This is a genomic window from Kitasatospora sp. CM 4170 (assembly GCF_032110285.1).
Classification (GTDB): Bacteria; Actinomycetota; Actinomycetes; order Streptomycetales; family Streptomycetaceae; genus Kitasatospora; species Kitasatospora aburaviensis.
In genome coordinates, this window is sequence record NZ_CP134877.1 from 1,669,187 (window position 1) to 1,694,100 (window position 24,914).

The 24,914-nt window shown below is 75.2% G+C and carries 19 protein-coding genes; 9 read left to right on the plus strand and 10 right to left on the minus strand.

Annotated features, from left to right (window positions below; genetic code table 11):
* Positions 1 to 68: 68 nt before the first annotated feature.
* The 4 genes from RMN57_RS06725 to RMN57_RS06740 all read right to left on the minus strand — a co-directional run bounded on the left by RMN57_RS06725 (position 69) and on the right by RMN57_RS06740 (position 4,823).
* Positions 69 to 1,094, minus strand: coding sequence for an NAD-dependent epimerase/dehydratase family protein (locus tag RMN57_RS06725; RefSeq protein ID WP_313762452.1), 1,026 nt, complete (start codon positions 1,092 to 1,094; stop codon positions 69 to 71).
* The gene (locus RMN57_RS06730) at positions 1,091 to 2,293 is read right to left on the minus strand and encodes a nucleotide disphospho-sugar-binding domain-containing protein (protein WP_313762453.1); all 1,203 of its coding nucleotides are present in this window, start codon (positions 2,291 to 2,293) and stop codon (positions 1,091 to 1,093) included. The genes RMN57_RS06725 and RMN57_RS06730 overlap by 4 nt, the downstream gene beginning before the upstream one ends.
* Entirely contained in the window at positions 2,290 to 3,567 is a 1,278-nt protein-coding gene (locus tag RMN57_RS06735) for an acyltransferase (protein ID WP_313762454.1), read from the minus strand. Before RMN57_RS06735 ends, RMN57_RS06730 begins: the two co-directional genes overlap by 4 nt.
* A gap of 89 nt (positions 3,568 to 3,656) precedes the next feature.
* Positions 3,657 to 4,823 carry a nucleotide disphospho-sugar-binding domain-containing protein gene (locus tag RMN57_RS06740; RefSeq protein ID WP_313762455.1) on the minus strand — a complete coding sequence of 389 codons (1,167 nt, stop codon included), beginning with the start codon at positions 4,821 to 4,823 and terminating at the stop codon, positions 3,657 to 3,659.
* 197 nt (positions 4,824 to 5,020) lie between these two features.
* Here RMN57_RS06740 and RMN57_RS06745 point away from each other — a divergent pair, with 197 nt between their 5' ends.
* The 7 genes from RMN57_RS06745 to RMN57_RS06775 all read left to right on the plus strand — a co-directional run bounded on the left by RMN57_RS06745 (position 5,021) and on the right by RMN57_RS06775 (position 12,145).
* Positions 5,021 to 6,181 (plus strand): nucleotide disphospho-sugar-binding domain-containing protein, encoded by a 1,161-nt coding sequence (locus tag RMN57_RS06745; RefSeq protein ID WP_313762456.1) that lies wholly within the window; start codon positions 5,021 to 5,023, stop codon positions 6,179 to 6,181.
* A complete protein-coding gene (locus tag RMN57_RS06750) occupies positions 6,169 to 6,813 on the plus strand; it encodes a dTDP-4-dehydrorhamnose 3,5-epimerase family protein (RefSeq protein WP_313762457.1) in 645 nt (214 codons plus the stop codon). Before RMN57_RS06745 ends, RMN57_RS06750 begins: the two co-directional genes overlap by 13 nt.
* Positions 6,810 to 8,453 carry an FAD-dependent oxidoreductase gene (locus RMN57_RS06755; protein WP_313762458.1) on the plus strand — a complete coding sequence of 548 codons (1,644 nt, stop codon included), beginning with the start codon at positions 6,810 to 6,812 and terminating at the stop codon, positions 8,451 to 8,453. The genes RMN57_RS06750 and RMN57_RS06755 overlap by 4 nt, the downstream gene beginning before the upstream one ends.
* Before the next feature lie 2 nt (positions 8,454 to 8,455).
* On the plus strand, positions 8,456 to 9,217 hold the full coding sequence (locus tag RMN57_RS06760; protein ID WP_313762459.1) for an SDR family oxidoreductase: 762 nt from the start codon (positions 8,456 to 8,458) through the stop codon (positions 9,215 to 9,217).
* 132 nt (positions 9,218 to 9,349) lie between these two features.
* Positions 9,350 to 10,309 (plus strand): aromatase/cyclase, encoded by a 960-nt coding sequence (locus RMN57_RS06765; protein ID WP_313762460.1) that lies wholly within the window; start codon positions 9,350 to 9,352, stop codon positions 10,307 to 10,309.
* On the plus strand, positions 10,293 to 11,864 hold the full coding sequence (locus RMN57_RS06770; RefSeq protein ID WP_313762461.1) for an AMP-binding protein: 1,572 nt from the start codon (positions 10,293 to 10,295) through the stop codon (positions 11,862 to 11,864). Before RMN57_RS06765 ends, RMN57_RS06770 begins: the two co-directional genes overlap by 17 nt.
* On the plus strand, positions 11,861 to 12,145 hold the full coding sequence (locus RMN57_RS06775; protein WP_238862046.1) for an antibiotic biosynthesis monooxygenase: 285 nt from the start codon (positions 11,861 to 11,863) through the stop codon (positions 12,143 to 12,145). Before RMN57_RS06770 ends, RMN57_RS06775 begins: the two co-directional genes overlap by 4 nt.
* Positions 12,146 to 12,296: 151 nt before the next feature.
* Here RMN57_RS06775 and katG read toward each other — a convergent pair whose 3' ends face one another.
* From katG to RMN57_RS06805, 6 genes are all read right to left on the minus strand, one after another.
* The gene (gene katG, locus RMN57_RS06780) at positions 12,297 to 14,522 is read right to left on the minus strand and encodes a catalase/peroxidase HPI (protein WP_313762462.1); all 2,226 of its coding nucleotides are present in this window, start codon (positions 14,520 to 14,522) and stop codon (positions 12,297 to 12,299) included.
* Between the two features lie 252 nt (positions 14,523 to 14,774).
* Positions 14,775 to 15,542 carry a 3-oxoacyl-ACP reductase gene (locus RMN57_RS06785; RefSeq protein ID WP_313762463.1) on the minus strand — a complete coding sequence of 256 codons (768 nt, stop codon included), beginning with the start codon at positions 15,540 to 15,542 and terminating at the stop codon, positions 14,775 to 14,777.
* 5 nt (positions 15,543 to 15,547) lie between these two features.
* On the minus strand, positions 15,548 to 16,921 hold the full coding sequence (locus RMN57_RS06790) for an aldehyde dehydrogenase family protein (protein ID WP_313762464.1): 1,374 nt from the start codon (positions 16,919 to 16,921) through the stop codon (positions 15,548 to 15,550).
* Positions 16,918 to 17,652 (minus strand): gamma-glutamyl-gamma-aminobutyrate hydrolase family protein, encoded by a 735-nt coding sequence (locus RMN57_RS06795; protein WP_313762465.1) that lies wholly within the window; start codon positions 17,650 to 17,652, stop codon positions 16,918 to 16,920. Before RMN57_RS06795 ends, RMN57_RS06790 begins: the two co-directional genes overlap by 4 nt.
* Before the next feature lie 14 nt (positions 17,653 to 17,666).
* On the minus strand, positions 17,667 to 19,025 hold the full coding sequence (locus RMN57_RS06800; protein ID WP_313762466.1) for a glutamine synthetase family protein: 1,359 nt from the start codon (positions 19,023 to 19,025) through the stop codon (positions 17,667 to 17,669).
* Positions 19,022 to 20,479, minus strand: a complete 1,458-nt coding sequence (locus RMN57_RS06805) for an amino acid permease (RefSeq protein ID WP_313767733.1) — start codon at positions 20,477 to 20,479, stop codon at positions 19,022 to 19,024. The genes RMN57_RS06800 and RMN57_RS06805 overlap by 4 nt, the downstream gene beginning before the upstream one ends.
* Before the next feature lie 346 nt (positions 20,480 to 20,825).
* On the opposite strand from RMN57_RS06805, the gene RMN57_RS06810 reads away from it, so the two are divergent.
* Together RMN57_RS06810 and RMN57_RS06815 are read left to right on the plus strand one after the other, a co-directional pair.
* Positions 20,826 to 21,575 carry an FCD domain-containing protein gene (locus RMN57_RS06810; RefSeq protein ID WP_313762467.1) on the plus strand — a complete coding sequence of 250 codons (750 nt, stop codon included), beginning with the start codon at positions 20,826 to 20,828 and terminating at the stop codon, positions 21,573 to 21,575.
* 279 nt (positions 21,576 to 21,854) lie between these two features.
* Entirely contained in the window at positions 21,855 to 24,863 is a 3,009-nt protein-coding gene (locus RMN57_RS06815) for a DUF4157 domain-containing protein (protein ID WP_313762468.1), read from the plus strand.
* Positions 24,864 to 24,914: the final 51 nt, after the last annotated feature.

Below are 24,914 nucleotides of genomic sequence, written 5' to 3' on the forward strand. Positions count from 1 at the left end.
CGCACTGCGGCAACGGGCCGGCCCCGCTCGATCGTCGAGCGGGGCCGGCCCGTTGCCCGTGGCGGGGTTCAGAGGCTGCGGTCGGCCAGGGCGGCCGCCAGCTCGGCCAGGGCCTCGGGCAGCTCCCGGCGGGGCCGCCAGCCGGTGGCGGCGCGGAACGCCGTGGCGTCGACCACCGTGCCGGCGGCGTCCGCGGCCGTGGCCGCCGCGGGCGGCGCCACCGAGGTGACCGGGACGGCCGGGCGGCCGGTGCGCTCGGCGACGGCCCGCGCCAGCGCGGTGAACAGCTCCCGGACCGGGACGGGCCGCCCGGTGCCCACCGGCCAGTGCCGGCCGGCGAGTTCGGCGCCGTGGTCGAGGCAGGCCGTGAACGCGGCCGCCGCATCGGTGACGTGCAGCAGGTCGCGCACCACGCTCCCGGTGCCCCAGACGGTGAGCGGCTCCCCCGCCAGCGCGCGCCGCGCCATCGCGGCGACCACCCCGTGGCCGTCCGGCCCGGGGCCGCTGCCGTAGACGGTGGGCAGACGCAGCGACACCCCGCGGAGCACGCCCTCGGCGCCGGCGGCCAACAGCTCCTTCTCGGCGGCCAGCTTCTGCCGGGCGTACACGGTGGCGGGCCGGTCGGGACCGGTGCCGTCGACCACGCCGCCGCCGCGGCCGGCCTGCGAGGCCGAACCGGCCAGGACCACCAGCGGGGGCGGTGCGGCGGCCGGGCGGCGCCCGGCGCGCAGGGCGCCGGCGATCTCGCGGACCAGGCCCGCGCCGAGCCGTTCGCCGAGCTCCTCGCCGCCGCCCTCCACGGCCCGCCAGCCGACCGCCGGGTCGAGGTGGGCCACCAGGTCGAGGACGGCGTCGGCGCCGGCCACGGCCCGGGCAGCCGCGCCGGGCACCGCGAGGTCGGCCACCACCTGCTCGACCGTCGCCCGCCCGACCACCGCGCCGCGGGCCGCGGGCGGCGCCGCGGGCCGCCGGGACACCAGGCGCAGCCGGACCGGCCGCCGGGCGAGCTGCGCCACGACGGCCGATCCGATGTAGCCCGAGGCCCCGAGGACGACGACCAGCGGTGCGCGGCCGTCGCCGGGGGCCGCGCTCACGTCCCGGCGGCGGCGAGGTCGGCCAGGGTGGCGGCGACCTCGCGCGGGGTGGGCTGGTCGAGGATCTCCTGCTGCAGGCGCCGGGCGGCGTCGGCGTGGGAGTCGTCGCCGAGCAGGGCCTCGGCGGCGGCGCGCACGTCCTCGGCGCCGGTCCGCCCGGCGGGCAGGACGCGGGCGGCGCCGGAGCCGGCCAGCACCTCGGCGTCGCTGATCTGGTTGGGCAGTTGCGGCAGCAGCAGCTGCGGCACGCCGTGGTGGGCGGCGGTGAGCGCCGTCATGAAGCCGCCCTGGTGGACCAGGAGGGCGCAGCCGGGCAGCAGGACGTGCAGCGGCAGGTTCTCCAGCACCCGGACGCCGGGCGGCGGGGTGCCGAGCCGCTCGCGCTCCTCGGCGGTGACGGCGACGACGATCTCGGCGTCGAGCCCGGCCAGCCCGGCCAGGACGTCGGCCAGGCTGGTGCCGGCGCCGTCCAGGACCCCGGTGGTGGAGGTGCCCCAGGTGAGGGCGATCCGCGGGCGCCCGGCGGGCCGGTCGGCCCAGTCCGGCACCGTGCCGGGGCCGTTGTAGGGCGGCCAGCGCAGCTGCAGCCGGGTCGGTGCGGGCGGCGCCTGCAGGCTGGGCGGGCAGGGCGAGACGGTGCGGTGGGCCGGGTCCTGGCCGCGCAGGTCCAGGCCGTACCGCTGGTAGGGCTCCCAGTAGCCGGGGAGGATGTCCAGCAGCTTCTCGCCGCCCTCGGAGCCGAGGACGTCGGGCCCCCAGAGGTGGCGGACACCGGGCACGCCGAGGACGTGGGCGGCCACCAGGCCGGCGGGGGCCATGGTGTCGCCGATGACGAGGTCGGGCCGCCAGGCGCGGGCGAAGGCGACCGTGTCGTCCAGGGCCGCGGTGGTGGCCTCGGCCCAGGCCCCGAAGAGTCCGCCGTCGTCGGCGGCGGCCGCCTCGCGGATCTCCTCGGTGGTGCCGGGGGTGCCGTCGGCCTTCTCCTGGGAGAGCGTCCGCCGGCGCACCGCCAGGTAGTCGACGTCGGGGCCGACCGGGACCATCGGCATGCCGGAGCGGACGATCGCCGGGCGCATGGACGGCTGGGCGGCGATCCGGATCTCGTGGCCGGCGGCGCGCAGCGCCCAGGCGAGCGGCACCATGGCCATGTAGTGGGTGGGCCAGCCGGAGGCGGTGACCAGGACGCGCAGCTCGGTCACTTCTCCACCAGCTGGGTCTCGGCGGCCCGCTCGGCGGCGTGTGGCTGCGGCGCCCCGTGCGCGGCGGTGGTGATCGGCAGGGGCGGGACGTCCCGCGGGCGCAGCAGCCGCACCATCGGGCGCTCGACCAGCCGGTAGAGCAGCCAGGCGGCGGTCAGCGCGATGAGGAACTGGGCGGCGAAGGAGAGGAGTCCGACCCACCAGGAGAGCACCGGCAGCGGGACCGGCAGCCAGTCCCGGTCGACGCCGAACTGCCAGAGCCGGCTGAACAGTTCCTCCTGCACCAGCAGGTGGGTGAGGTAGAAGGAGAGCGAGATCTCGCCGAACCACACCAGCGGCTTCCAGCGCAGCGGGGACCAGCCGCCGCTGATGTCGGCGGTGCTGAGCGCCGCGATCAGCAGCGCGAACGGGATCACCATTCCGGCGCCCAGGGAGAGGTAGCTCGGGAGGTGGAGGTTGACGCCCCAGCCGGCCGCGGTGAGCAGCAGGGCGACGGCGGCGTTCGGGCCGCGCCAGGCGCCGCGGCGCACCAGCAGGGCGAGCGCGATGCCGATGACGAACTCGGCCATCCGCATCGGCGGGAAGATGTAGGCGAACCAGTACCCCATCGGGCCGCCGTAGTCCTGGGTGGGGACCATCTCCATCGGGTCGGGGCTGGTCAGCGTGAAGGTGTGCGAGACCACGTACGGCAGGACGAAGGCGAGCACCGTGCAGACCGCCGCGGCGGTGTAGAGCTGCCAGTTCCGCGCCCGGGCCAGCACGAAGATCAGGACCGGGAAGCACAGGTAGAACAGGGCCTCGCAGCTGAGCGACCAGTCGAGGCCGGTCATGGTCAGGTAGTACCACTGGCTGGGCACCCAGTTCTGCACCAGGAAGACGTGCGAGAGGGTGACCTTCGTGCCGGGGACGCCGTAGCGGACGGCGACCAGGGTGAAGGCGATCGCCGCGGTGACCAGGTGCACCGGGTAGACCTTGGCGATCCGGCGCCGGTAGAAGGAGCGCGCGGTGTCCCCGGGCCGCGCGATGTACGTCAGCACGAAGCCGCTGAGCAGGAAGAAGCAGGCCACGGCGGGCCCGCCGGAGCGGGAGAACAGAGCGTGGAAGACGTCCTGCTGGAATTTCCAGTCGAAGGTGCCGCCGGCGAAGCTGAAGGAGAGGAAGAAATGCGCGCCGAATACCGTGAGGGCGAGGATTCCGCGCAGTCCGGTGAGCGACACGAGGTGGTCGACGGCCGACCCGGGGGAAACCGTGGCGGCGGACGGTGATTTTCTCATGAATGCCTCTCTCTGCTGGGGGGAAGTGCCTGGGACGGCGTTTTCGGCGGTACCGCGGAACGGCCGGGCGGGGGCGACCGCCGGGGAATTCAGACCAGCTTCTCCAGTTCGGTGACGACCTCCGCCGGGGCGGGCTGCTCCGCCATCTCCGCGGCGAGCCGCCGGGCGGCCTCGCGGTACGGACCGCCGGCCACGACGGCGGCCACCCGCTCGCGGATCGCGGCCACCGGGTCGGCCTCCCGGTCCAGCTCGCCGTAGGTGAGGTGGAGGCCGGCGCCGGTGGCGGCCTGGCGTTCGGCGTTGAGGGTGGGCTCGGGCCGGCGGGTGACGGTCACCTGCGGGACGCCGGCCCGGGCCGCCGTCAGGGTGGTCCCGGACCCGCCGTGGTGGACCACCGCGGCGCAGCCCGGCAGCAGCAGGTGCAGCGGCAGCGAGACCGCGGTGCGCACCGGGTCCGGCAGGTCGCCGAGCAGCTCGCGCTGGTCGGCCGTGGTGGCCAGGACCACCTCGACCGGCAGGGCGGCGACCGCCTCGACCGCCTTGCGCAGCAGGTCCGTCATGGCCGGGCCGAGCAGCTTGGCGGTGGTGGCGCCCCAGGTGACGCAGACCCGCGGGCGCTGCGGCGGTTCGAGCAGCCAGTCCGGCAGCGTGCCGGGCCCGTTGTAGGGGACGTAGCGCTCCTGCCGGACGTCCGGCGCGGGACCGAAACCCATGCTCGGCGGGCAGAGGTCGATCCAGGCGGCGGGCCGCAGCCGCACCTCGGCGCCGACCCGCTCGAAGAGCTCGACGTAGCCGTCCTGCGGCTCGTCGCCGAAGCCCTTCATCTCCAGCTTCTGCAGCCCGGGGCTGCCCCAGAGGTGGCTGACGCTCGGCACGCCGAGGGCGGCGGCGACCACCGGGCCGGCGTAGGAGACGGCGTCGTGGACGACCAGGTCGGGCCGCCAGTGCCGGGCGAAGTCCAACAGGTCGTCCACCATGCCGGCGGCCATCGCGAACTGCCGCTGCCCGAGCGCCTCCAGCAGCTGCTTGCGGGAGTCGTCGAGCAGGTCGGGCTCGACCGGCCAGCGGGCCGGCCAGCGGTCGTGGTCGTGCCAGGCGGACAGGTCTCGGTTGCGCGCGCTGCCGCCGAGGTCCACCGCGGAGCCGACCTCCACCATGGGGAGCCCGGAGCCGAGCACCGCCGCGGTGAGCGAGGGCGCACTGGCGACGCACACCTCGTGGCCGGCGGAGCGCACCGCCCATTCCAGCGGCACCATCGGGAAATGGTGGGACGGCGAGGGGAAAGTCGTGAACAGCACGCGCATTTTCGGGTCCCTCCGATTCCTGGGCCGGTACGGCCCGCCCGCAGTTTCCCGCGCGCGGACCTGAGAAGCGGTCGAGTCCGGCTCGACCCTGAATCGAGGAGCGGCTTCCGGCCTATTCCGGGCGGCCCCGCTCTGCCATCGTGGGGCGCATGAGGATTCTGCTCACGACGGCGCCCCTGTACGGGCATGTCCTGCCGCTCGTGCCCCTTTCCTGGGCACTGCGGGCGGCGGGCCACGAAGTCCTGCTGGCGGCGCCCGGGGAATTCGCCGGGGTGGCGGGCGAGGCGGGCCTGCCCGCGGTCGCCAGCGCCGGCGCGGTGTCGATGGGCGGGATGATCGGCTTCGAGCGGGACGGCACGCCGGCCGCCCGGCCCGCCGACCCGCAGGGGCGGGTGCGGCGCAGCGGGCGCGGCTTCGGTCGGCTGGCCGCACACGTCCTGGAGCGGACGCTGCGGGTCGCCGAGCGGTGGCACCCGGACCTGGTGGTCAGTGAACCGACCGAGTACGCGGGCCGGTTGGCCGCCGCACGGCTCGGGCTGCCCTGGGTGGAGCACGGCTGGGGGCTGCGGCTCTCCGGGCTCTACGCCGAGGCGGCGGAGCAGGAGCTCGCGCCGGAGCTGGCCGCGCTGGGGCTGCCCGGGCTGCCGGCGCCGCGGCTGCGGCTGGACCCGTGCCCGGCGCGGCTGCAGCTCCCGGCCGGGCCGGCCGGGCCGGTCCACCGGATCCGCTACGTCCCGTACAACGGGCCGGCCCGGGTGCCGTCCTGGCTCCGCGAGCCGCGCGAGCGGCCCCGGGTCTGCGTGACGCTGGGCTCGATGGCGCCGACCGCCAGGGCCGACCTGCTGGCCGCGCTGCCGGCCGCCCTGGACGCGGCGGGCGTGGAGACGGTGCTGGCGACCGGCGCCGCCCCGCACACCGGAGCGCTGCCCGCTTCGGTGCGCGCGGCCGGCTGGCTCCCGCTGGACACCGTGCTGCCGGCCTGCGACCTGGTGGTCCACCACGGCGGCCCGGGCACCGCGATGACGGCCCTGGTGCACGGCCTGCCGCAACTGGTCCTGCCGTTCTACCTGTCCGACACCACCGCGTACGCGGAGCGGCTGGCGGGGCTCGGCGCGGGCCGCTGGCTGCCGCCCGAGCGGGCCGACGCGGCGGGCGTCGCGGACGGCGTGCGGGCGCTGCTGGCGGACCCGGCGGCGCGGACGGCCGCGGCCGGACTGGCCGGGGAGATCGCCGGACTGCCCGCGCCCGCGGAGGTCGTCCCGGTCCTGGCGGAGCTGGTGCGGAAGGAGCGTGCGGCATGCGTCCGTTAGCGGTGGAGGGGGCGTGGGAGGTCACCCTGCGGCCGCACCACGACGAGCGCGGCGCCTTCGCGGAGCTGTACTCGGTGGAGCGGCCGGTCGGCCGGGACGGGCCGATGCCGGTGGCGCTGGCCGGCCTCTCGGTCTCCCGCCGGGGCGTGGTCCGCGGCATCCACTACGTCGGCACCCCGCCCGGGCAGGCCCGGTACGTCACCTGCGTGGCCGGCGAGGTGCTGGACGTCGTGGTCGACCTCCGGGTCGGCTCGCCCACCTTCGGCCGCTGGGACTCCGTCCGGCTCGGACCCGGCCACTGGCGGGCCGTCCAGCTCGCCCCGGGGCTGGGGCACGGCTTCACCGCGCTCACCGAGGACGCCACGGTGCTCTACCTCTGCTCCGCGCCCTACCGGCCGGAGCTGGAGCGGGCGGTCCACCCGCTCGACCCGGAGCTGGCCCTGCCGTGGCCGGACACCCCGGGCCGGCTGCTCTCCGACCGCGACCGCCTCGCCCCGACGCTCGCCGAGGCGCGCCGCGCCGGGCTGCTCCCGCTCGCCCCGGCCGCCCGTGCGGCCGGCTCCCCCGCCGGTCCCGCCCCGGACCCCACCGGACCGGCCGGCCCCACCGAGACTGCCAGGAGGCGGACATGACGACGGCGGAGAAGGGCCCGGCGGCGCCGCCGGACGGGCCGCGGGTACTGATCGCGGGCGCCGGCCCGGTCGGCCTGGCGACCGCGCTCGAACTGGCCCGGCGCGGCGTGCCGGTGCGGCTGGTCGACGCGGCCGACGGCCCCGCCGCCACCAGCCGGGCGATGGCGACGCACGCCCGGTCGCTGGAGGTGTACGACCAGCAGGGCGTGCTGGCCGACATGATGCCGCGCGGCCGGGTGATCCAGCGCTTCACCATGCATCGCGACGGCCGCCGGCTGGCCGTGCTGGGCCCGGACTACTCGCGGGTGCCGACCCGGTACCCGATGACCCTGATGATCGACCAGGCCGCCACCGAGGACGTGCTGCGCCAGGCCGTCGCCAAACAGGGCGTGGAGATCGAGTGGGGGGTGCGGCTGGACGGCTTCGAGCAGCACGAGGACGGCGTCACCGTCGAACTGAGCGGCCCGGCCGGCCCCGAACGCGCCACCGTCGGCTGGCTGGTGGGCTGCGACGGCGGGCACAGCACCGTCCGCCGGCTGCTCGGGCTGCCGCTGATCGGCGACTCCACCGAGACCTGGCTGATCGCCGACGCCGAGGTCGACGTGGACCTGCCGCAGAACAGCATCCACTGGATCAAGGTCGGCAGCGGCACGGTCATGGCCATCCCCTTCCCGCAGGAGGGCAAGTGGCGGCTGCTGGACACCGCCGACACCTCCTACGAGGGCGACCCGCGGGACGTCGCCGAGCGGTTCGCCGGCAAGCTGCGCCGCGGGCTCGGCCGGCCCGTCACCGTCCACCGGCCCAGCTGGGTGTCGGTCTTCACCATCCAGCAGCGGATGATCCCGGCCATGCGCAGCGGCCGCTGCCTGCTCGCCGGGGACGCCGCCCACGTGCACAGCCCCGCCTCGGGCCAGGGCCTCAACACCGGCCTCCAGGACGCCTACAACCTCGCCTGGAAGCTCGCCCTGGTCGAGCACGGCCACGCGGACACCGCCCTGCTCGACAGCTACTCGGCCGAGCGGGTGCCGGTCGGCCGGGCGCTGCTCGGCTCCACCCGCAAGGCCACCCGCCTGGTGCAGCTGCGCAACTCCGCCGCCGGCGCCGCCCTGCCCGTGGTGTTCGCCCTCGTCCGCACCTTCGCACCGCTGCGCGGCCGGATCGAGCGGAAGATCATCGGCTCGATGTCCGCCCTGGCGCTGGACTACGCCGACAGCCCGCTCACCGTGCCCGACCGCCGCCCGGCGGAGGCCGCCGGACCGCGCGCCGGCAGCCGGCTGAGCCAGGTCACCGCGGAGCGGGCGGACGGCCCCGGCTGGAGCGCCCTGCTCGACGAGCTGCGCGAGCTGCGGCCCAGCCTGCTGGTGGCCGCCGGCCCCGCGGACGCGGCCGAGGCCGCCGCGGCGGCCCGCGCGGAGCACGGCGACTGGCTGTCGGTGCGCACCGTCGCCGGCGACGGCCCGGGCGCGCTGCCCGACCCTGGCGGTGCGCTCCGCGCCGACCTCGGCCTGCCGCCCGGCGGCTGGCTGCTGGTCAGGCCGGACGGCTACCTCTGCGCCCGCGGCGACCGCCTCACCCCGGCCGGCCTCGCCGCCGCCCTCGACGTGCTGCGCGGCCGGCGCCGCGCCGCGCGGGAGGTGTGACCGTGGACCTCGGGCTCACCGGCCGGACCGTCCTGGTCACCGGCGCCTCCGCCGGCATCGGCCGGCACACCGCACGGGCGTTCGCCGCCGAGGGCGCCCGGGTGGCGGTCACCTACCGCACCGGCGGGGCGAGGGCCCGGGCCCTCGCCGAGGAGCTCGGCGCCGCGGCCGGCCGGGCCCTCGCCGTGCCGTACGACCTGGGCGACCCGGACTCCGTCGCCGCGGCGTTCGCCGCGGTGGAGCGGCGGTGGGGCGGCGTCGACGTCCTGGTGGCCAACGCGCTCCGGCGCGGCCGGCGGCGGCCGCCGGGCAGCCGCACCGAGGAGGTGCCGGCCGCGGAGTGGCAGCCGCTGCTGCGGGACAACCTGGAGCAGACCCTGCGCACGGTGCAGCTGGCGCTCCCCGGGATGCGCGCCCGCGGCTGGGGCCGGGTGGCGCTGGTCTCCTCCCACCTCGTCCGGGACGGCGCGCCCGGGCAGGAGTTCTACGCCGCGGGCAAGGCAGCCCTGCACGGCTTCGCCCGCAGCCTCGCCTGGGACGCCGGGCCGGACGGCGTCCTGGTCAACGTGGTCAGCCCCGGTCTGACCCGGACCGACGGCGTCCTCGCCGACCTGCCGGCCGAGGTCCGCGAGCGGGAGCGGCTGCGTACCCCGACCGGGCGGCTCAGCGCCCCCGAGGACGTGGCCCGCACCGTCGCCTTCCTCTGCTCGGAGGCGAACGGCAACATCACCGGCGCCGTCGTCGACGTCTCCGGCGGCCGCTGATCCGGCGCCCGTCCGGCCCCAGCGCCCCGACCGACCCCGCCTTCACCCCGAAGCGCCACCGGCGCTCCGTCAGCCCTGGGCTCCGGCCCGCCGAGCTCCCCGTCGAGCTCCCCCGTTGAGAGAGGAAACAGCATGTCGACCACGCACACCGTCCGGCACAACGCGATCGTCCAGGCGCCGGCCGAGCTCTGCTTCGACCTGACGGCGGACCTCGCCGCCTGGGTGCAGCACTTCGGCCCCGCCGTGCACGGCGAGATCGTCGAGCGGGACTCCGACGGCGCCGAGCTGGTCCGCCGCTGGGCGCTGACCGGCGGCACCGGCGTGCACTCCTGGGACGCCCGCCGCCGGCTCGACCGCGCCGGGCTGCGGATCGCCCTGGAGCAGGTGGCGCCGCCGGCCCCGCTCGCGTCGGCCACCGCCACCTGGACGTTCACCCCGCACGGCGAGGGCGCCACCGCGGTGGAGCTCGTCCACACCTTCAGCACCGCCGGCGACGACCCCGGGGCGGCCGCCCGCATCACGGCCGAGCACGAGGAGCGCGCCCCGGCCCAGCTGGAGTCGCTGCGCGAGAGCGCCGAGCAGTGGGACGACCTGGAGCCCCGGGTCATCTCCTTCGAGGACCCGCTGTTCATCGGCGGCCGGCTGGAGGACGTCTACGAGTTCCTGTACGCCGCGGACAAGTGGCCCGAGCGCGTCCCGCACGTCACCAAGCTCGACATGACCGAGGAGGTCCCGGGCGTGCAGTTCTTCGACATGCACACCCACACCCCGGACGGGAGCGAGCACACCACCCGGTCGGTCCGGGTCTGCCTGCCCGAGATCAACAAGATCATCTACAAGCAGATCAACCTCCCCGCCCTGCTGGACGGCCACACCGGCCACTGGGTCTTCGAGGAGACGCCCGAGGGCGTCATCGCCCGGGCCCGGCACACCGCCACCATCAAGCCCTCCGCCCTCCACCTGCTCGGCGAGGGCACCACGGTCGCCGACGCCCGCGCCTACCTGCGCCGGGTGCTCAGCACCAACAGCCTGCAGACCCTGCGCTACGCGCAGCAGTTCGCCGAGGAGCGCCTCCGTGCGGCCCGTGCCTGACACCGCCCCCGACACCGACACCGGACTCGTCCCCGGCCTGGTGCCCGAGCTCCCGCTCGACGGCCTGCTGCGCCGGGCCGCCGCCGAGGCCCCCGACCGGGTCGCCCTGCGCACCCCGTTCGGCGACACCACCTACGCCGACCTCGACGCCGAGGTGGACACCGCGGCCGGCGCCCTCACCGCGGCGGTCGGCGGGACCGGCGCGGTGGTGGGCGTGGTGGCCGCCCTCGACGTGCCGTTCGTGGTCGCCTACTACGGCGCCGTCCGGGCCGGCCACACGGTGGCCGTCGTCAACCCGCTGATGGGCGACGACGCGATGGTGCACGCCCTGGGCACCGCGGAGGTGGCCGCGGTGGTCGCCCCGCCGCAGGTCGCCGAACGGCTGGAGCGGCTGCGCCCGCGGCTGCCGAAGCTGGGCGGGGTGATCACCGCCGAGCGGCTGCCGACCGGGCTGCTGCCACCGGGCGAGCGCGGACCGGCGCCCGACCTAGACGCGGTGGCGTGCATCCAGTTCACCAGCGGCACCACCGGCGATCCGAAGGCCGTCCGGCTGACGCACCGCAACCTGGTCGTCAACGCGGCGCAGATCGCCGCCGTGCACGGCCTGGACGGCGACAGCGTCACCCTCAACCACCTGCCGCTGTTCCACCCGATGCACCTCAACTCGGCCGTCCACGCCGCGGCGACGCAGGTGCTCTGCCCCGACTCCGCGCCCACCGCGGCCGTCGCGGCGGCCAACCGGAACCGGGCCACCCACCTCTACAGCCTGCCGGTCCGGCTGGCGGCCCTGGCCGCCGACCCGGGGCTGGGCGAGCTCCGGCTGGACACCGTCCGCGCGGTGCTGTCCGGCGGATCGGCGCTGCTGCCGGCCCAGGCCCGGGTGCTCGGCGAGCAGTTCGGCATCCCGGTGGTGCAGGGCTACGGACTCGCCGAGACCTCGCCGCTCACCCACTGCGAGCGGCCCGGCGATCCGCGCCCCGGCTCGGTCGGCCGCCCCGTCCCGGGGACCGGGTGCCGGGTGGTGGACGTGGAGACCCGGGCCCCGCTGCCCGCCGGGGAGCGCGGCGAGGTCCAGGTCCGCGGCCCCCAGCTGATGGCCGGCTACCTGCACGCCGACGGCCCGGCCACCGACGCCGACGGCTGGTTCTCCACCGGGGACATCGGCTACCAGACGGAGGACGGCCACCTGTTCCTGGTCGACCGGCTCAAGGACGTCTTCAAGCACGAGAACTGGCTGGTCTCCCCGACCGAGATCGAGGAGGTGCTGATCCGCCACCCGGCCGTCCTGGACTGCGCCGTCGTCGACCACCCGGAGCCGGCGACCGGAGCGGTGGCGCACGCCTTCGTCGTGCTCACCCCGGACGAGGGCGGCGGCCCCTCGCTCGACGAGCTGGCCGCCTTCGTCAACGACCGGCTGCCCTACTACCAGCACATCCGGTACCTGGACGCGGTCGACCGCATCCCCCGCTCACCGAACGGCAAGATCCTCCGCCGCAACCTGCGCCGGGCCACCGGCGCGGCCCGCCCGGACCGACCCACTGGAGACAGGACATGATCACCGTCATCAACCGGCTCACCGTGCACGGCGACGTCGAGGCCTTCCGCAAGGTCCTCACCGGCATCACCGAGCACATGAGCGCCCAGCCCGGCTTCCTCAGCCACACCCTCTACCGCTCGCTCCGCCGGCCGGAGGTCTTCGTCGAGACGGCGCGCTGGACCGACGCGGAGTCCCACCGGGCGGCGATGAGCGCCGACGCGTTCCGCGAGAAGGTCCGCGACCTCGGCGGGCTCGCCACCCCCGAGCCCGACGCGTTCGAGACCGTCGAGGAGGACTGACCCGCCGGCCCCGTCGCAACGCGGACTGCCGCGCCCCCGGAGGAGATCCGGGGGCGCGGCAGTCGGACGTGCGGCGGGCGGTCCGGGGCTCGCACGGGCGGGCCGGCCCGGGTGGGGTCGGCCCGGCCACGCGGGTCAGCCGGTCAGCCGGTCAGCGGAGGTCGAACCGGTCGAGGTTCATCACCTTGTCCCAGGCCGCGACGAAGTCCGTCACGAACTTCTCCTTCGCGTCGTCGCTCGCGTAGACCTCGGCGACGGCCCGCAGCTCGGAGTTGGAGCCGAAGAGCAGGTCGACCCGGCTGCCGGTCCACTTCAGCTCGCCGGTGGCGGCGTCGCGGCCCTCGAACGCGGTGGCGTCCTCGGAGGTGGGCGTCCAGGTCGTGCCCAGGTCGAGCAGGTTGGCGAAGAAGTCGTTGGTCAGGGCACCGGGGGTGGCGGTCAGCACGCCGACCGACGACTGCTGGTGGTTGGCGCCCAGCACGCGCAGGCCGCCGACCAGGACGGTCATCTCCGGGGCGCTCAGGGTCAGCAGGTTGGCCCGGTCGATCAGCAGGAACTCGGCCGGCAGCCGGCTGCCCTTGGCCACGTAGTTGCGGAACCCGTCGGAGCCCGGCTCCAGCGCGGCGAAGGACTCCACGTCGGTCTGCTCCTGGGAGGCGTCCGCCCGGCCCGGAGCGAACGGGACCTCGACGGAGAAGCCGGCGTCGCGCGCCGCCCGCTCGACCGCCGCGCAGCCCGCGAGGACGACCAGGTCGGCGAAGGAGACCTGCTTGCCGCCGGTCTGGTCCGCGTTGAAGGACGTCCGGATGCCGTCCAGGGTGCGCAGCACGCCCGCCAGCCGGTCGGGGTCGTTGACCTCCCAGCCGCTCTGCGGCTGCAGGCGGATCCGCCCGCCGTTGGCACCGCCACGCTTGTCGCTGCCGCGGAACGAGGAGGCCGCGGCCCACGCGGCGGAGACCAGGTCGGCGACCGCCAGGCCGGAGTCGAGCACCCTCGCCTTGAGCGCGGTGACGTCCGCGGCGTCGACCAGCGGGTGGGTCACCGGCGGCAGCGGGTCCTGCCAGAGCAGCTGCTCGGTCGGGACCTCGGGGCCGAGGTAGCGCACGACCGGGCCCATGTCGCGGTGGGTGAGCTTGAACCAGGCCCGGGCGAACGCGTCCGCCAGCTCCTCGGGGTTCTCCAGGAAGCGCCGCGAGATCGGCTCGTAGACCGGGTCCAGGCGGAGCGAGAGGTCGGTCGTGAGCATGGTCGGGGCGTGGCTGGCGGCCGGGTCGTGGGCGTCGGGCACGGTGCCGGCGCCGGCGCCGTCCTTCGGCTTCCACTGGTACGCCCCGGCGGGGCTCCTGGTCAGCTCCCACTCGTAGCCGAACAGCGTCTCGAAGAAGCTGTTGTCCCAGGTCACCGGGGTGGGCGTCCAGGCGCCCTCCAGGCCGCTGGTGATCGCGTCGCCGCCCTTGCCGGTACGGAAGGTGCTCTTCCAGCCGAGGCCCTGCTGCTCCAGCGGCGCGGCCTCCGGCTCGGCGCCGACGTTGTCCGCCGGTCCCGCCCCGTGGGTCTTGCCGAAGGTGTGGCCGCCGGCGATCAGGGCGACGGTCTCCTCGTCGTTCATCGCCATCCGGCGGAAGGTCTCGCGGATGTCGCGGGCCGCGGCCAGCGGGTCCGGGGTGCCGTTCGGGCCCTCCGGGTTGACGTAGATCAGGCCCATCTGGACCGCGCCCAGCGGGTTCTCCAGCTCGCGGTCGCCGGTGTAGCGCTCGTCGCCCAGCCAGGTGGTCTCCGGGCCCCAGTAGACGTCCTCCTCCGGCTCCCAGGTGTCCGCCCGGCCGCCGCCGAAGCCGAAGGTCCGGAAGCCCATCGACTCCAGGGCGACGTTGCCGGCCAGGATCATCAGGTCGGCCCAGGAGAGGCTGCGGCCGTACTTCTTCTTCACCGGCCAGAGCAGGCGGCGGGCCTTGTCGAGGTTGGCGTTGTCCGGCCAGCTGTCGATCGGGGCGAAGCGCTGCTGGCCCGCCCCGGCGCCGCCGCGGCCGTCGCTGATCCGGTAGGTGCCGGCGCTGTGCCACGCCATGCGGATGACGAACGGGCCGTAGTGACCGTAGTCGGCCGGCCACCAGTCGTGGGAGGTGGTGAGCGCCTCCTCGATGTCCCGCTTCACGGTCGGCAGATCGAGGCCGCGGAAGGCTTCGGCGTAGTCGAACGACTCTCCGAGCGGATTGGCCACGGCGGGATTCTTGGCGAGGATCTTCAGATTGAGCCGCTCCGGCCACCACTGGGTGTTCCCACCGCCCTGGGTCGGGTGCGGGGCGCGCCCGTGCACGACCGGGCAGCCGCCGGCCTCCTCCGCCGCTACGACCTTTGCATCGTGGTTCTCAGACATGGGAATCCTTCCGTACCAGGCGGATCACGGTGTTCTAGAACTCGAGCGGGTGGAACCTCCGGGGCGCCGGGCCCCGGCCGTCCCCTGCCGTACTGGGGTGTTTCCGTCCCCAGGCTAGCGCTGCGACCGTCCGCAACACGCCGGATGCAGCTGTCCCGCCCGGCGGGATCGCCGGGATCCCCACCGCGCCTCCGCGCACGGCGGCGGCCGGGCGGTCCCGAGGGTCCGCCCGGCCGCCGCGCCGGCTCCCGGCTACTGCGGGGTGACGTACGCGCCCGAGATGCCGCCGTCCACCAGGAAGGTGTTGGCGGTCATGAAGGAGGAGTCGTCGGAGGCGAGGAACGCCACCGCGGCGGCGATCTCCTCCGGCTCGGCGAACCGGCCGAGCGGGATGTGCACCAGGCGGCGGGCGGCCCGCTCCGGGTCCTTGGCGAACAGCTCCTGGAGCAGCGGGGTGTTCACCGGGCCGGGGCAGAGCGCGTTGACCCGGATGCCCTCGCGGGCGAACTGCACGCCCAGCTCGCGCGACATCGCCAGCACGCCGCCCTTGGAGGCGCTGTAGGAGATCTGCGAGGTGGCGGCGCCCATCACGGCCACGAAGGACGCGGTGTTGATGATCGAGCCCTTGCCCTGGCGCTGCATGTGCGGGATCGCGTACTTGCAGCAGAGGTAGACCGAGGTCAGGTTGACCTCCTGGACGCGCTTCCAGGCGTCCAGGCCGGTGGTGAGGATGGAGTCGTCGTCCGGCGGGGAGATGCCGGCGTTGTTGAAGGCGATGTCCACCCGGCCGTAGGTGTCGACGGCCTTCTGGAAGAGGGCCTCCACGGCCCGTTCGTCGGTGACGTCGACCTCCACGAAGAGGCCGCCCACCTCGTTCGCGGCCTTGGCGCCGGTCTCCGGGTCGAGGTCGGCGCAGACCACCTTGGCGCCCTCCTGGGCGAACCGGCGGGCGGTGGCCAGGCCGATGCCGCTGCCCGCGCCGGTGATGACGGCCACCCGGCCGTCGAGTCGCTTGGTCATGCTGATCACTCCTCCGTGGAGATGAAGACGTTCTTGGTCTGGGTGAAGGCGTCGAGCGCGTCCGGGCCGAGCTCGCGGCCGAGGCCGGACTGCTTGAAGCCGCCGAACGGGGTGGTGTAGCGCACCGAGGAGTGCGAGTTGACGGAGAGGTTGCCGGCCTCGACCGCGCGGGAGACCCGCAGGGCGCGGCCCACGTCGCGGGTCCAGATCGAGCCGGAGAGGCCGTACTCGGTGGCGTTGGCGATGCGCACGGCGTCCTCCTCGTCGCGGAACGGGACGACGGCGACCACCGGGCCGAAGATCTCCTCGGTGAAGGCCCGGTCGTCGTGGCGCACCGGGGCCAGCACGGTCGGCGGGTACCAGAAGCCGGGCCCGTCCGGCGCGGTGCCGCGGAAGGCGACGGCCGCGGCGTCGGGGACGTAGGAGGCGACCCTGGCCCGGTGGGCGGCGGAGATCAGCGGGCCCATCTCGGTCTTCTCGTCGGCCGGGTCGCCGACCCGCACCCCGCGGACGGCGGGCTCCAGCAGCGCCATGAACTCGTCGTGGACGGAGGCCTCGACCAGGATCCGGGAGCGGGCGCAGCAGTCCTGGCCGGCGTTGTCGAAGACCGCGTAGGGGGCGGTGGCGGCGGCCTTGGCGAGGTCGGCGTCGGCGAAGACGATGTTGGCGCTCTTGCCGCCGAGTTCGAGGGTGACCGGCTTCACCCGGGCGGCACAGCCGGCCATGATCTCCTTGCCGACCCGGGTGGAGCCGGTGAACACCACCTTGTGCACGTCCGGGTGGCTGACGAAGCGCTGTCCGACCACGGTGCCGCGGCCGGGCAGGATCTGCAGCACGCCCTCCGGGATGCCCGCCTGCAGGGCGAGTTCGCCGAGGCGCAGCGCGGTGAGCGGGGTGAGCTCGGCCGGCTTGACGATCACGGTGTTGCCGGCGGCGAGGGCGGGGGCGAGGGCCCAGGCGGCGATCGGCATCGGGAAGTTCCACGGCACGATGACGCCGACCACGCCGAGCGGTTCCTGGAAGGTGACGTCGAGGCCGCCGGCCACCGGGATCTGGCGGCCGAAGAGCCGTTCGGGGGCGGCCGCGTAGTACTCGATGACGTCGCGGGCGTTGCCGGCCTCCCAGCGGGCGTTGCCGATGGTGTGGCCCGCGTTGGCGACCTCCAGGGCGGCGAGGTGCTCGCGGTCGGCGTCGACGGCGGCGGCGAAGGCGCGCAGCAGCCGGGCCCGGTCGGCGGGGGCGACCCGGCGCCAGGTGTCGAAGGCGGCGCGGGCGCGGGCGACGGCGGCGTCGGTCTCGGCGAGTCCGGCCAGTTCGACGGTGGTGATCACCTCCTCGGTGGCGGGGTTGACGACCTCGTAGAGGTCCGGTTCGGTCATCGGGTGGTCTCCCTGGGCTGGCTGGCGGTCAGGAACGCGTGGAACAGGCGGTCGTCGTCGGGGTCGGTCTCGGGGTGCCACTGGACGCCCAGCACGAAGCGGTGGCCGGGTAGTTCGAGCGCCTCGACGGTTCCATCGGCACTCCGGGCGGTCACCTGGAGTCCGCGGCCGATCCGGTCGACGGCCTGGTGGTGGTAGCAGGAGACGTCGGTGGCGCCGCCGAGGACGCCGGCGAGCCGACTGCCGTCCTCGACCGCGACCGGGTGGCGGACGAAGCCGGCCGGGACGATCTGGTGGCTCCGCTCCGGCAGGTGCTGGAGCAGGGTGCCGCCGAGGGCGACGTTGAGCAGCTGCATGCCGCGGCAGACGCCGAGCAGGGGCAGGTCGCGGGCGAGCGCGGCGTGCAGCAGCCGGTCCTCCCAGTCGTCGCGGGCGGGGTGGGGCGGGCCGGTGCGCGGGTCGGCGGCGGCGCCGTAGCGGGCCGGGTCGACGTCCGGGCCGCCGGCCAGGACGAGCCCGTCCAGCGCATCGACCAGGTGCTCCGCGCCGCCGGGCTGGGGCGGCAACAGGACGGGGGTGCCGCCGGCCCTGACGACGGCGTCGACGTAGGTCTGCGGGAGCAGGGAGGCGCGCTGGCGCCAGACGGACCAGGCGGCCTCGTCCTGGTAGCTGGTGATGCCGATCAGGGGGCGGCGGTGCGGTTCGCGGATCGGGTGCGGTTCGCGGGTCATGGGTGGAGCCTCCCTCAGAGCCGCTCGAATCCGCGACGACGCTCCCAGTCGGTCACCGCCCGGTCGTAGGCCGCGAGTTCGGTCCGTCCGGCGTGGGCGTAGTGGCGGACCACGTCCTTGCCGAAGGCCTCGGTCGCGGCGGCGCTGCGTTCGAAGGCGTCGACCGCGTCGCGCAGCGTGGCGGGCACCCGGGGCGCGTCGGAGGCGTAGGCGTTCCCGGTGAACTCCGGTTCGAGTTCGAGCTGCTGCTCGACGCCGTGCAGGCCGGCCGCGATCAGGGCGGCGATCGCGAGGTAGGGGTTGACGTCGCCGCCGGGGACGCGGTTCTCGAAGCGCAGCGAGGGGCCGTGGCCGACCACCCGCAGCGCGCAGGTGCGGTTGTCGCGGCCCCAGGCGATGGCGGTGGGCGCGAAGCTGCCGGGGACGTAGCGCTTGTAGGAGTTGACGGTGGGGGCGAGCAGCAGCGCGAAGTCGGCCAGGCAGGCGAGCTGGCCGGCCAGGAAGTGCTCCATGGTGCGGGAGAAGCCGTGCGGCCGGTCGCCGGCGAACACCGGTGCTCCCTCGGCGTCGCGCAGGCTCAGGTGGACGTGGCAGGAGTTGCCCTCGCGCTCGTCGTACTTCGCCATGAAGGTGAGGCTGCAGCCCTCCTGGGAGGCGATCTCCTTGGCGCCGGTCTTGTAGACGGAGTGGTCGTCGCAGGTGGTGAGGGCGTCGGCGTACTTGAAGGCGATCTCGTGCTGGCCGAGGTTGCACTCGCCCTTGGCGGACTCGACGGTGAGGCCGGCGCCGGCCATGCCGTTGCGCAGCTTGCGCAGCAGCGGCTCGATCCGCCCGGTGCCGAGGATGGAGTAGTCGACGTTGTACTGGTTGGCCGGGGTGAGCCGGTGGTAGTCCTTGTCCCAGGCCTGCTCGTAGCTGTCCCGGAAGACGATGAACTCCAGCTCGGTGGCGGCGAAGGCGTGCCAGCCGCGGGCGGCGAGCCGCTCCAGCTGGCGCCGCAGGACCTGCCGCGGGGAGACGGCGACCGGTCGGCCGTCGTGGTGGGCGACGTCGCACTGGACCATCGCGGTGGCGGGGTGCCAGGGCACCGCGCGCAGGGTGTCGAGGTCGGGGCGGAGCACCAGGTCGCCGTAGCCGCTCTCCCAGGAGGAGACCTCGTAGCCGTCGACGGTGTTCATGTCGACGTCGACGGCGAGCAGGTAGCCGCAGCCCTCGGCGGCGTTGGGGACGACGTCGGTGAGGAAGTACTCGGCGGCGACGCGCTTGCCCTGGAGGCGGCCCTGCATGTCGGTCATGGCCAGGACGACGGTGTCGACGGAGCCGTCGGCCACGCGGGTGCGCAGCTCGTCGAGGGTGAGCCGGGCGCTGTTCAACGGGTCTCCATCTCGGGGTCCGGTGCGGTGGGTCCGGGCGGTGCCGCGTCGGCGGCGGGGGCGGTGAGGATCGGGCCGGTGAACCAGTGCCGGGCCGAGGCCAGCCACCAGAGGCCGGCGAAGCCGACCACCGCCAGGACGGCGACGGGGGTGTAGTTGAAGGACTCGGCGGTGATCGGGCTGACGGTGGGGAGCATGAACACGATGCTGATGAACGCCGTCCAGCCGACGGCGATCGCGCCGATCGGGCGGCTCCAGCGGCCCAGGTGCCAGGGGCCGCGAGGGAAGGCGTCGCCCTGCCGCAGCCGGAGGTAGACCGGGATGACGTAGGAGATGTACAGGCCGATCACCGAGATCGAGGTGACGGCGGTGTAGGCGGTGGTGTTCCAGAGCGCGGGCAGGCCGAGCAGCAGGGCGCCGCCGGTGGCCAGCCAGACCGCGTTCGTCGGGGTCTGGGTGCGCGGGTCGATGCGGTGCCAGAGGGCGGAGCCGGGCAGCGCGCCGTCGCGGGAGAAGGCGTAGATCATGCGGGAGTTGGCGGTGACGGAGGCCATCCCGCAGAAGAACTGGGCGCCGATCACGATCAGCAGCAGGAACTCCGCGCCGCCGGTGCCGATGGCGTCGATGAAGATCTGCGCGGGGGCGACGCCGGTGTCGCTGGCGAGGGCGCCGTCGTAGTCGCGGATCGCGAAGGTGAGGCCGAGCAGCAGGATCCAGCCGGCCGCCAGGGAGACGGTGATGGCGTTGACGATGCCGCGCGGGCCGGAGCGGGCGGCGTCGTGGGTCTCCTCGGTCATGTGCGCGGAGGCGTCGTAGCCGGTGAGGGTGTACTGGGCGAGCAGCAGGCCGAGCATGGCCACGTAGAGCTGGTTGTGGAAGCCGGTGTTGTCGACGAACTCGGTGAACACGAAGGAGGCGGAGGCGTGCCGTTCCGGGAGCAGGGCGAGCGCGCCGACGATGACGGCGACGCCGACCAGGTGCCACCAGACGGAGACGTTGTTGAGGAGGGCGACGAGCTTCACGCCCCGGGTGTTGAGCAGGCCGTGGATCAGCAGGATCGCGGCGAAGATCTCCACGGTGTGCGCGGGGGTCGCCTCGAAGCCGAACTGGAGCGAGAGGAAGGCGTTGGTGAAGAACGCCGCGCCGTAGTCGACGCCGGCGGTGACGGCGACCTGGCCGAGGAAGTTGAACCAGCCGGTGAACCAGCTCCAGGCCGGTCCGCGGCTGCGGGCCAGTTTGGCGGACCAGTAGTAGAGCCCGCCGGCGGTGGGGTAGCTGGAGCAGATCTCGGCCATGGCCAGCCCGACGCAGAGCGTGAGCAGGCCGACCACCGGCCAGCCCCAGATGATCATCGCGGGGCCGCCGTTGTTCATCCCCGTCCCGTACAGGGTGAGGCAGCCGGAGAGGATCGAGACGATGGAGAAGGAGACGGCGAAGTTGGAGAAGCCCGACATCGAGCGGGCCAGCTCCTGGGTGTAGCCCAGTTCGCGGAGCCGCTGTTCGTCGGCGGAAACGGCCTCGGTGTCCGCCGGAAACACCGACGGGGCAGGGTGGTCGGGTGAGCGTGCGTCAGTCATGGGCACCCCTGGGGGTTGAGGTGTGCCGAGGGGGCGGGCGGCCACGGCGGTGTGGCCCGCCGCTCCCGGCGGGGATCGACGGTCGGACGGCTCTGCAATGGACTGGAACCAGACCATTGGGGTGGTGGGCAGCATCGTTCACCCCGCGCTCGCCCCGCGTCAAGAGCCGAGCGGAGAACGGACGGGGCCGGTCCGCCCGGTCACCCGTGGGTACGATTCCGGCGTGGACGTCGACGAAGCACGCGCACGGGCGCGCCTGGACTGGCAGGCCGGGGCGATCTTCCGCCCGGTGCGGACCGGCAACGCCTTCGAGGAGACCGTCGAGCGGCTGCTCCAGGCGATCAAGCTCGGGGTCTTCGACTTCGGCGACCGGCTGCCGGCCGAACGCGAGCTCGCCGCCCGGCTGGGCGTCAGCCGCGAGACCCTGCGCGAGGCGCTGCGCACCCTCCAGCAGGCCGAGTGCGTCGAGTCCCGCCGCGGCCGCTACGGCGGCACCTTCGTCACCTACCGGATGCCCGCGCCGGACGTCGCCGAGCTGCGGCGGGCCGCCCGCGACCTCGGCAGCGAGCTGGAGGACGCGCTGACCTACCGGCAGGTGCTGGAGACCGGCGCCGCCGAGGCGGCCGCGCGCCGGGCCCTCTCCCCCGAGCAGCAGGCCTACCTGGAGAGCCGCCTGACCGACCTGGAGGACGCCCCGGCGGAGCAGTACCGGCAGCTGGACTCGCGCTTCCACCTCGCCATCGCCGAGCTCACCGGCTCCCCCACGCTGGCCGCCGGCATCGCCGAGGCCCGGATGCGCCTGAACGACCTGCTCAACGCGATCCCGATGCTGGAGCGGAACATCGAGCACGCCGCCGAGCAGCACCGCGCGATGGCCCGGGCGATCCTGGACGGCGACGGCGAGGCCGCCCGCCGCGCCACCGACGAGCACCTCGCCGCCACGGCCGCCCTCCTGCGGGGATTCCTGGCCTAGCGTTCCGTCCCGCGGGGCCGGGGGCGGCCGGGCGGGCGTCGGGAGCGGCCGGGCGGGCGTCAGGGGCGGCCGGGCGGGCGTCGGGAGCGGCCGGGCGGGCGTCAGGGGCGGCCGGGCGGGCGTCGGGAGCGGCCGGGCGGGCGTCAGGGGCGGCCGGGCGGGCGTCAGGGGCGGCCGGGCGGGCGTCAGGGGCACCGGCTCCCAGGTGACCAAATGGTGACGCCATGGTGACGCGGTCTCGGTAGCCTCGGCGACGCCACGTCCGTTGTTGGAGGGACCGTGACCGCTCCGAACGCAGCACATGTCCACACTCCCGAACGGGCGGTCCGGGCAGCCTCCGGCCCGCCACCCGTCCCGGCCGAGCGGCACGCCGACTTCCGGGCCGCCGCCCTGGAAACCGCGGCCCGCCTCGGCGCCGGGCTCGGCGGCGACCTGGCGCTGGTCCCGACCCACGCGCCCGCCGGCGGAGTGCGCGCCCTGCTCGGGGGCGGGACGCCGCTGCCCGTTGCCGTGCGCACGGAGGAGGAGGCCCGATTCGGCCTCCCGCTGGACGACGTGCGGGTACACGACAACCCCGCCGCACACCGGCTGGCCACGCGCCACCTCGCCCGAGCGCTCACGATCGGCCGGGACATCGTCTTCAACGACGGCCACTACCGCCCCGACTCCTCGACGGGCCGCGGCCTGCTCGCCCACGAGCTGGCTCATGCCGTCCAGCAGCGCACCGCCACCGGGGCCGGGCCCGCATCCCCGGCGCACGAAGCCGCGGCCGACGCCGCCGCCCTGGCCGCAGTGAGCGGCGGGCCGGTGCACCGCCGCGCCGTGCACGCCGGTCCGCCCGCATCGGTCGGCGTCCAGGCCGCTCCCCTGTCCCGGGCGGAGATCGCGGTCCTGCTGCTACCGCAGCTCACCGCCCGCATCGCCGAGAACGAACGGGAGGCCTCGACGCTCGTCATCACCGAGGCGTACCGGGCCGAACTCGGCCGGGAGCACACCTGGTTGCTCCAGCGCTACACCGCACTCGCAGGCGCCCGGCGCTCCACCGCGGACGAGCCGCAGCCCACCCCGCCCCTGGCCTACGAGACGCTGGCCGCAGTCGAGTCGGAGCTCGTCCAGCTCGAACCCCTGGCGCTCCACATCATCGCGGACGCTCCCGTACACCCACGCGACCACGCGCTGAACACCGTCCGCGGTGTCCTCAAGCGAGCGCAAGGGGACCAGGACTTCATCCGGCAGTTCGCCGCCCAGGGTGGCGCGACGGCACCCGCGGCCCGGACCGCAGCCACCCGGGTGCAGCGCCTGGTGGACCGACTCACGCCTGTGGCTGCACAGGCCGAGCAGTGGCACACCGCCAATCCGGCCGGCCAGAGCCTCGGCATGCGGAACGAGGCCCTGGGCACCTCGCTGGCCGGCACCGCCCTCGCGGACTGGGAGCGCGGCGGCTGGTACTACCTCCGGGGTGCGGCCGCCTTCGTCGGGGCCGGCGGAATCGCGCTGGTCGACGCCGGCGAACAGCTGCTGTCCTTCGGGTACCACGACGCGGCGACGGCCGTCTCCGAGGCCTACACCCGGGGCGACATCTCCTGGAACGAGGGCGAGAGCATCCTCTGGAACGCCGCCTGGCGCGCGGTCCTGACGGCAGCCATCACCCGCGGCGCCGGGGCGGCGACCAGCAGACTCGGCGCGGCCGCGACCCGCGCCGCCGGACTGGCCCCGCGGACGGTGGGAGCCGGGCTACTCTCCGGCGGGGTGGCCGGCGGCGCCGCCGGGGCGGCCACCCTGGGCGCCCAGGCCGTCCTGACCACCGCGCTCCAGAACCACTTCGCCAGCCCCGCCGGCCGCGCGATCTGGCAGCGGGGAATGCCCTCCGGAACGGAGTGGGCGCTCGCGATCCCGCTCGGCATCGTGCTCGGAGCGGCGGCGGGCGCCCGGGCCGTACGACTGGGCAACGAGAAGCTGATCGGCTCGACCGTCACCACCTCGTACGGCGAGGACCTGCGGATCGTCGCCATCACCCCGGAGGGGCAGGTGGTACTGGAGCCGGTGGCGGGGCTGCGCACCCCGCCACCGGCTCCACCGCCTTCCACAACGGTCGACCTGGTGTACGACCCGGCGTCGCGGGCCTGGCGACCGCTTCGCCCACCGGGCTCCGTCGCGGGCGCGGGGGCCGGGGGTGCGAAGCCGGCGGCTCCCGGCGCGCCGGGAGCCGCCGCCGACCGCCCGCCCGCACTGCCCCAGCACACCGAACCTCCCGCACCGGGCAGTAAACCCGCGCCGCCCACCGAACCGGGCTCGACCGTCAAACCCTCCGCCGCGCCCACCGCAGCCGTGCCTGCCCTGCCGCCCGCCCCGGCGCCGGTCACCCCGAAGACCACGGCCGCCGGAGTCCGGGTGGCCGAGACGCAGCAGGCGCTCACGGCCGCCGCGCGGGAGACCGCACTGGCCCGCGCGGAGGTGGCCACGGCCACCAGCGAGCTCCAGAGCGCGCAGGCCGGCCGACGGCCCGGCGGGCCGACGGCCCGACAGGCGCAGGACGCCCTGCGACGGGCGGAGAACCGGCTCGCCCGGCTGATGGCCGGCGAGGCTACCGCGCGTGCCGAGGCCACGGCAGCCGCCCAGGCCCAGAGCAAGATCGTTCGACTGGAGACCGCCAAAGCCCGACTCATCCGGGAGATCACCGCCGAGCTGCACCCGCCGCAGGGGTTCACCCCCGAGCAGGTCCGCGCCGGGCGCAAGGCCGGCGTGGTGCCCTCGACGGGAAGCCCGGCCGGCGCCGAGTACCGTCGCCTCACGGCCGAACTAGCCGCGGTGGAAGGGGAGTTGGCCACCGAAGTCCAGGGCCTGAGGCGTAGCGTTGCTGATCGGGTGGCGGCCGCGGCACCGGGCCGGGCCGGGCGGGCGCCCGCGCTCCGCAACGCAGAGGCGCTCCCGACGCCGCTCCGACCGGTGAACGGTACGCCCGTCGACGTCACCACCGGTCAACCTCTCACCGGGAGTTGGGAGGTCGACCATCTGGTGCCGCGGGCGGAGATCGCCCGGGATCCGCGCTTCGCCCGGCTGTCCCCTCTCCAGCAGGACTCGATACTGCTGGACGTTCCGGAGAACTACCTCCCGATGAGCAAGCAGGCGAACCTCTCGAAGAGCGACTGGACCGTCAACGAGTGGATCGCCCGCCGCGCCGCCGACGGCCGCCCGCTGCCGGCCGCGATCGCCGAGGCCCTCCGCGAGGCCGACCGGCTCGCCCGGGCCGCGATCGAGGCGAGGTTCGGATCCTTCCTGGGCAGGTAGCCGCACCGTCACCGCCTGGGCGGGTTCGCCCGGGCGGTGAGGGTGGCAGCG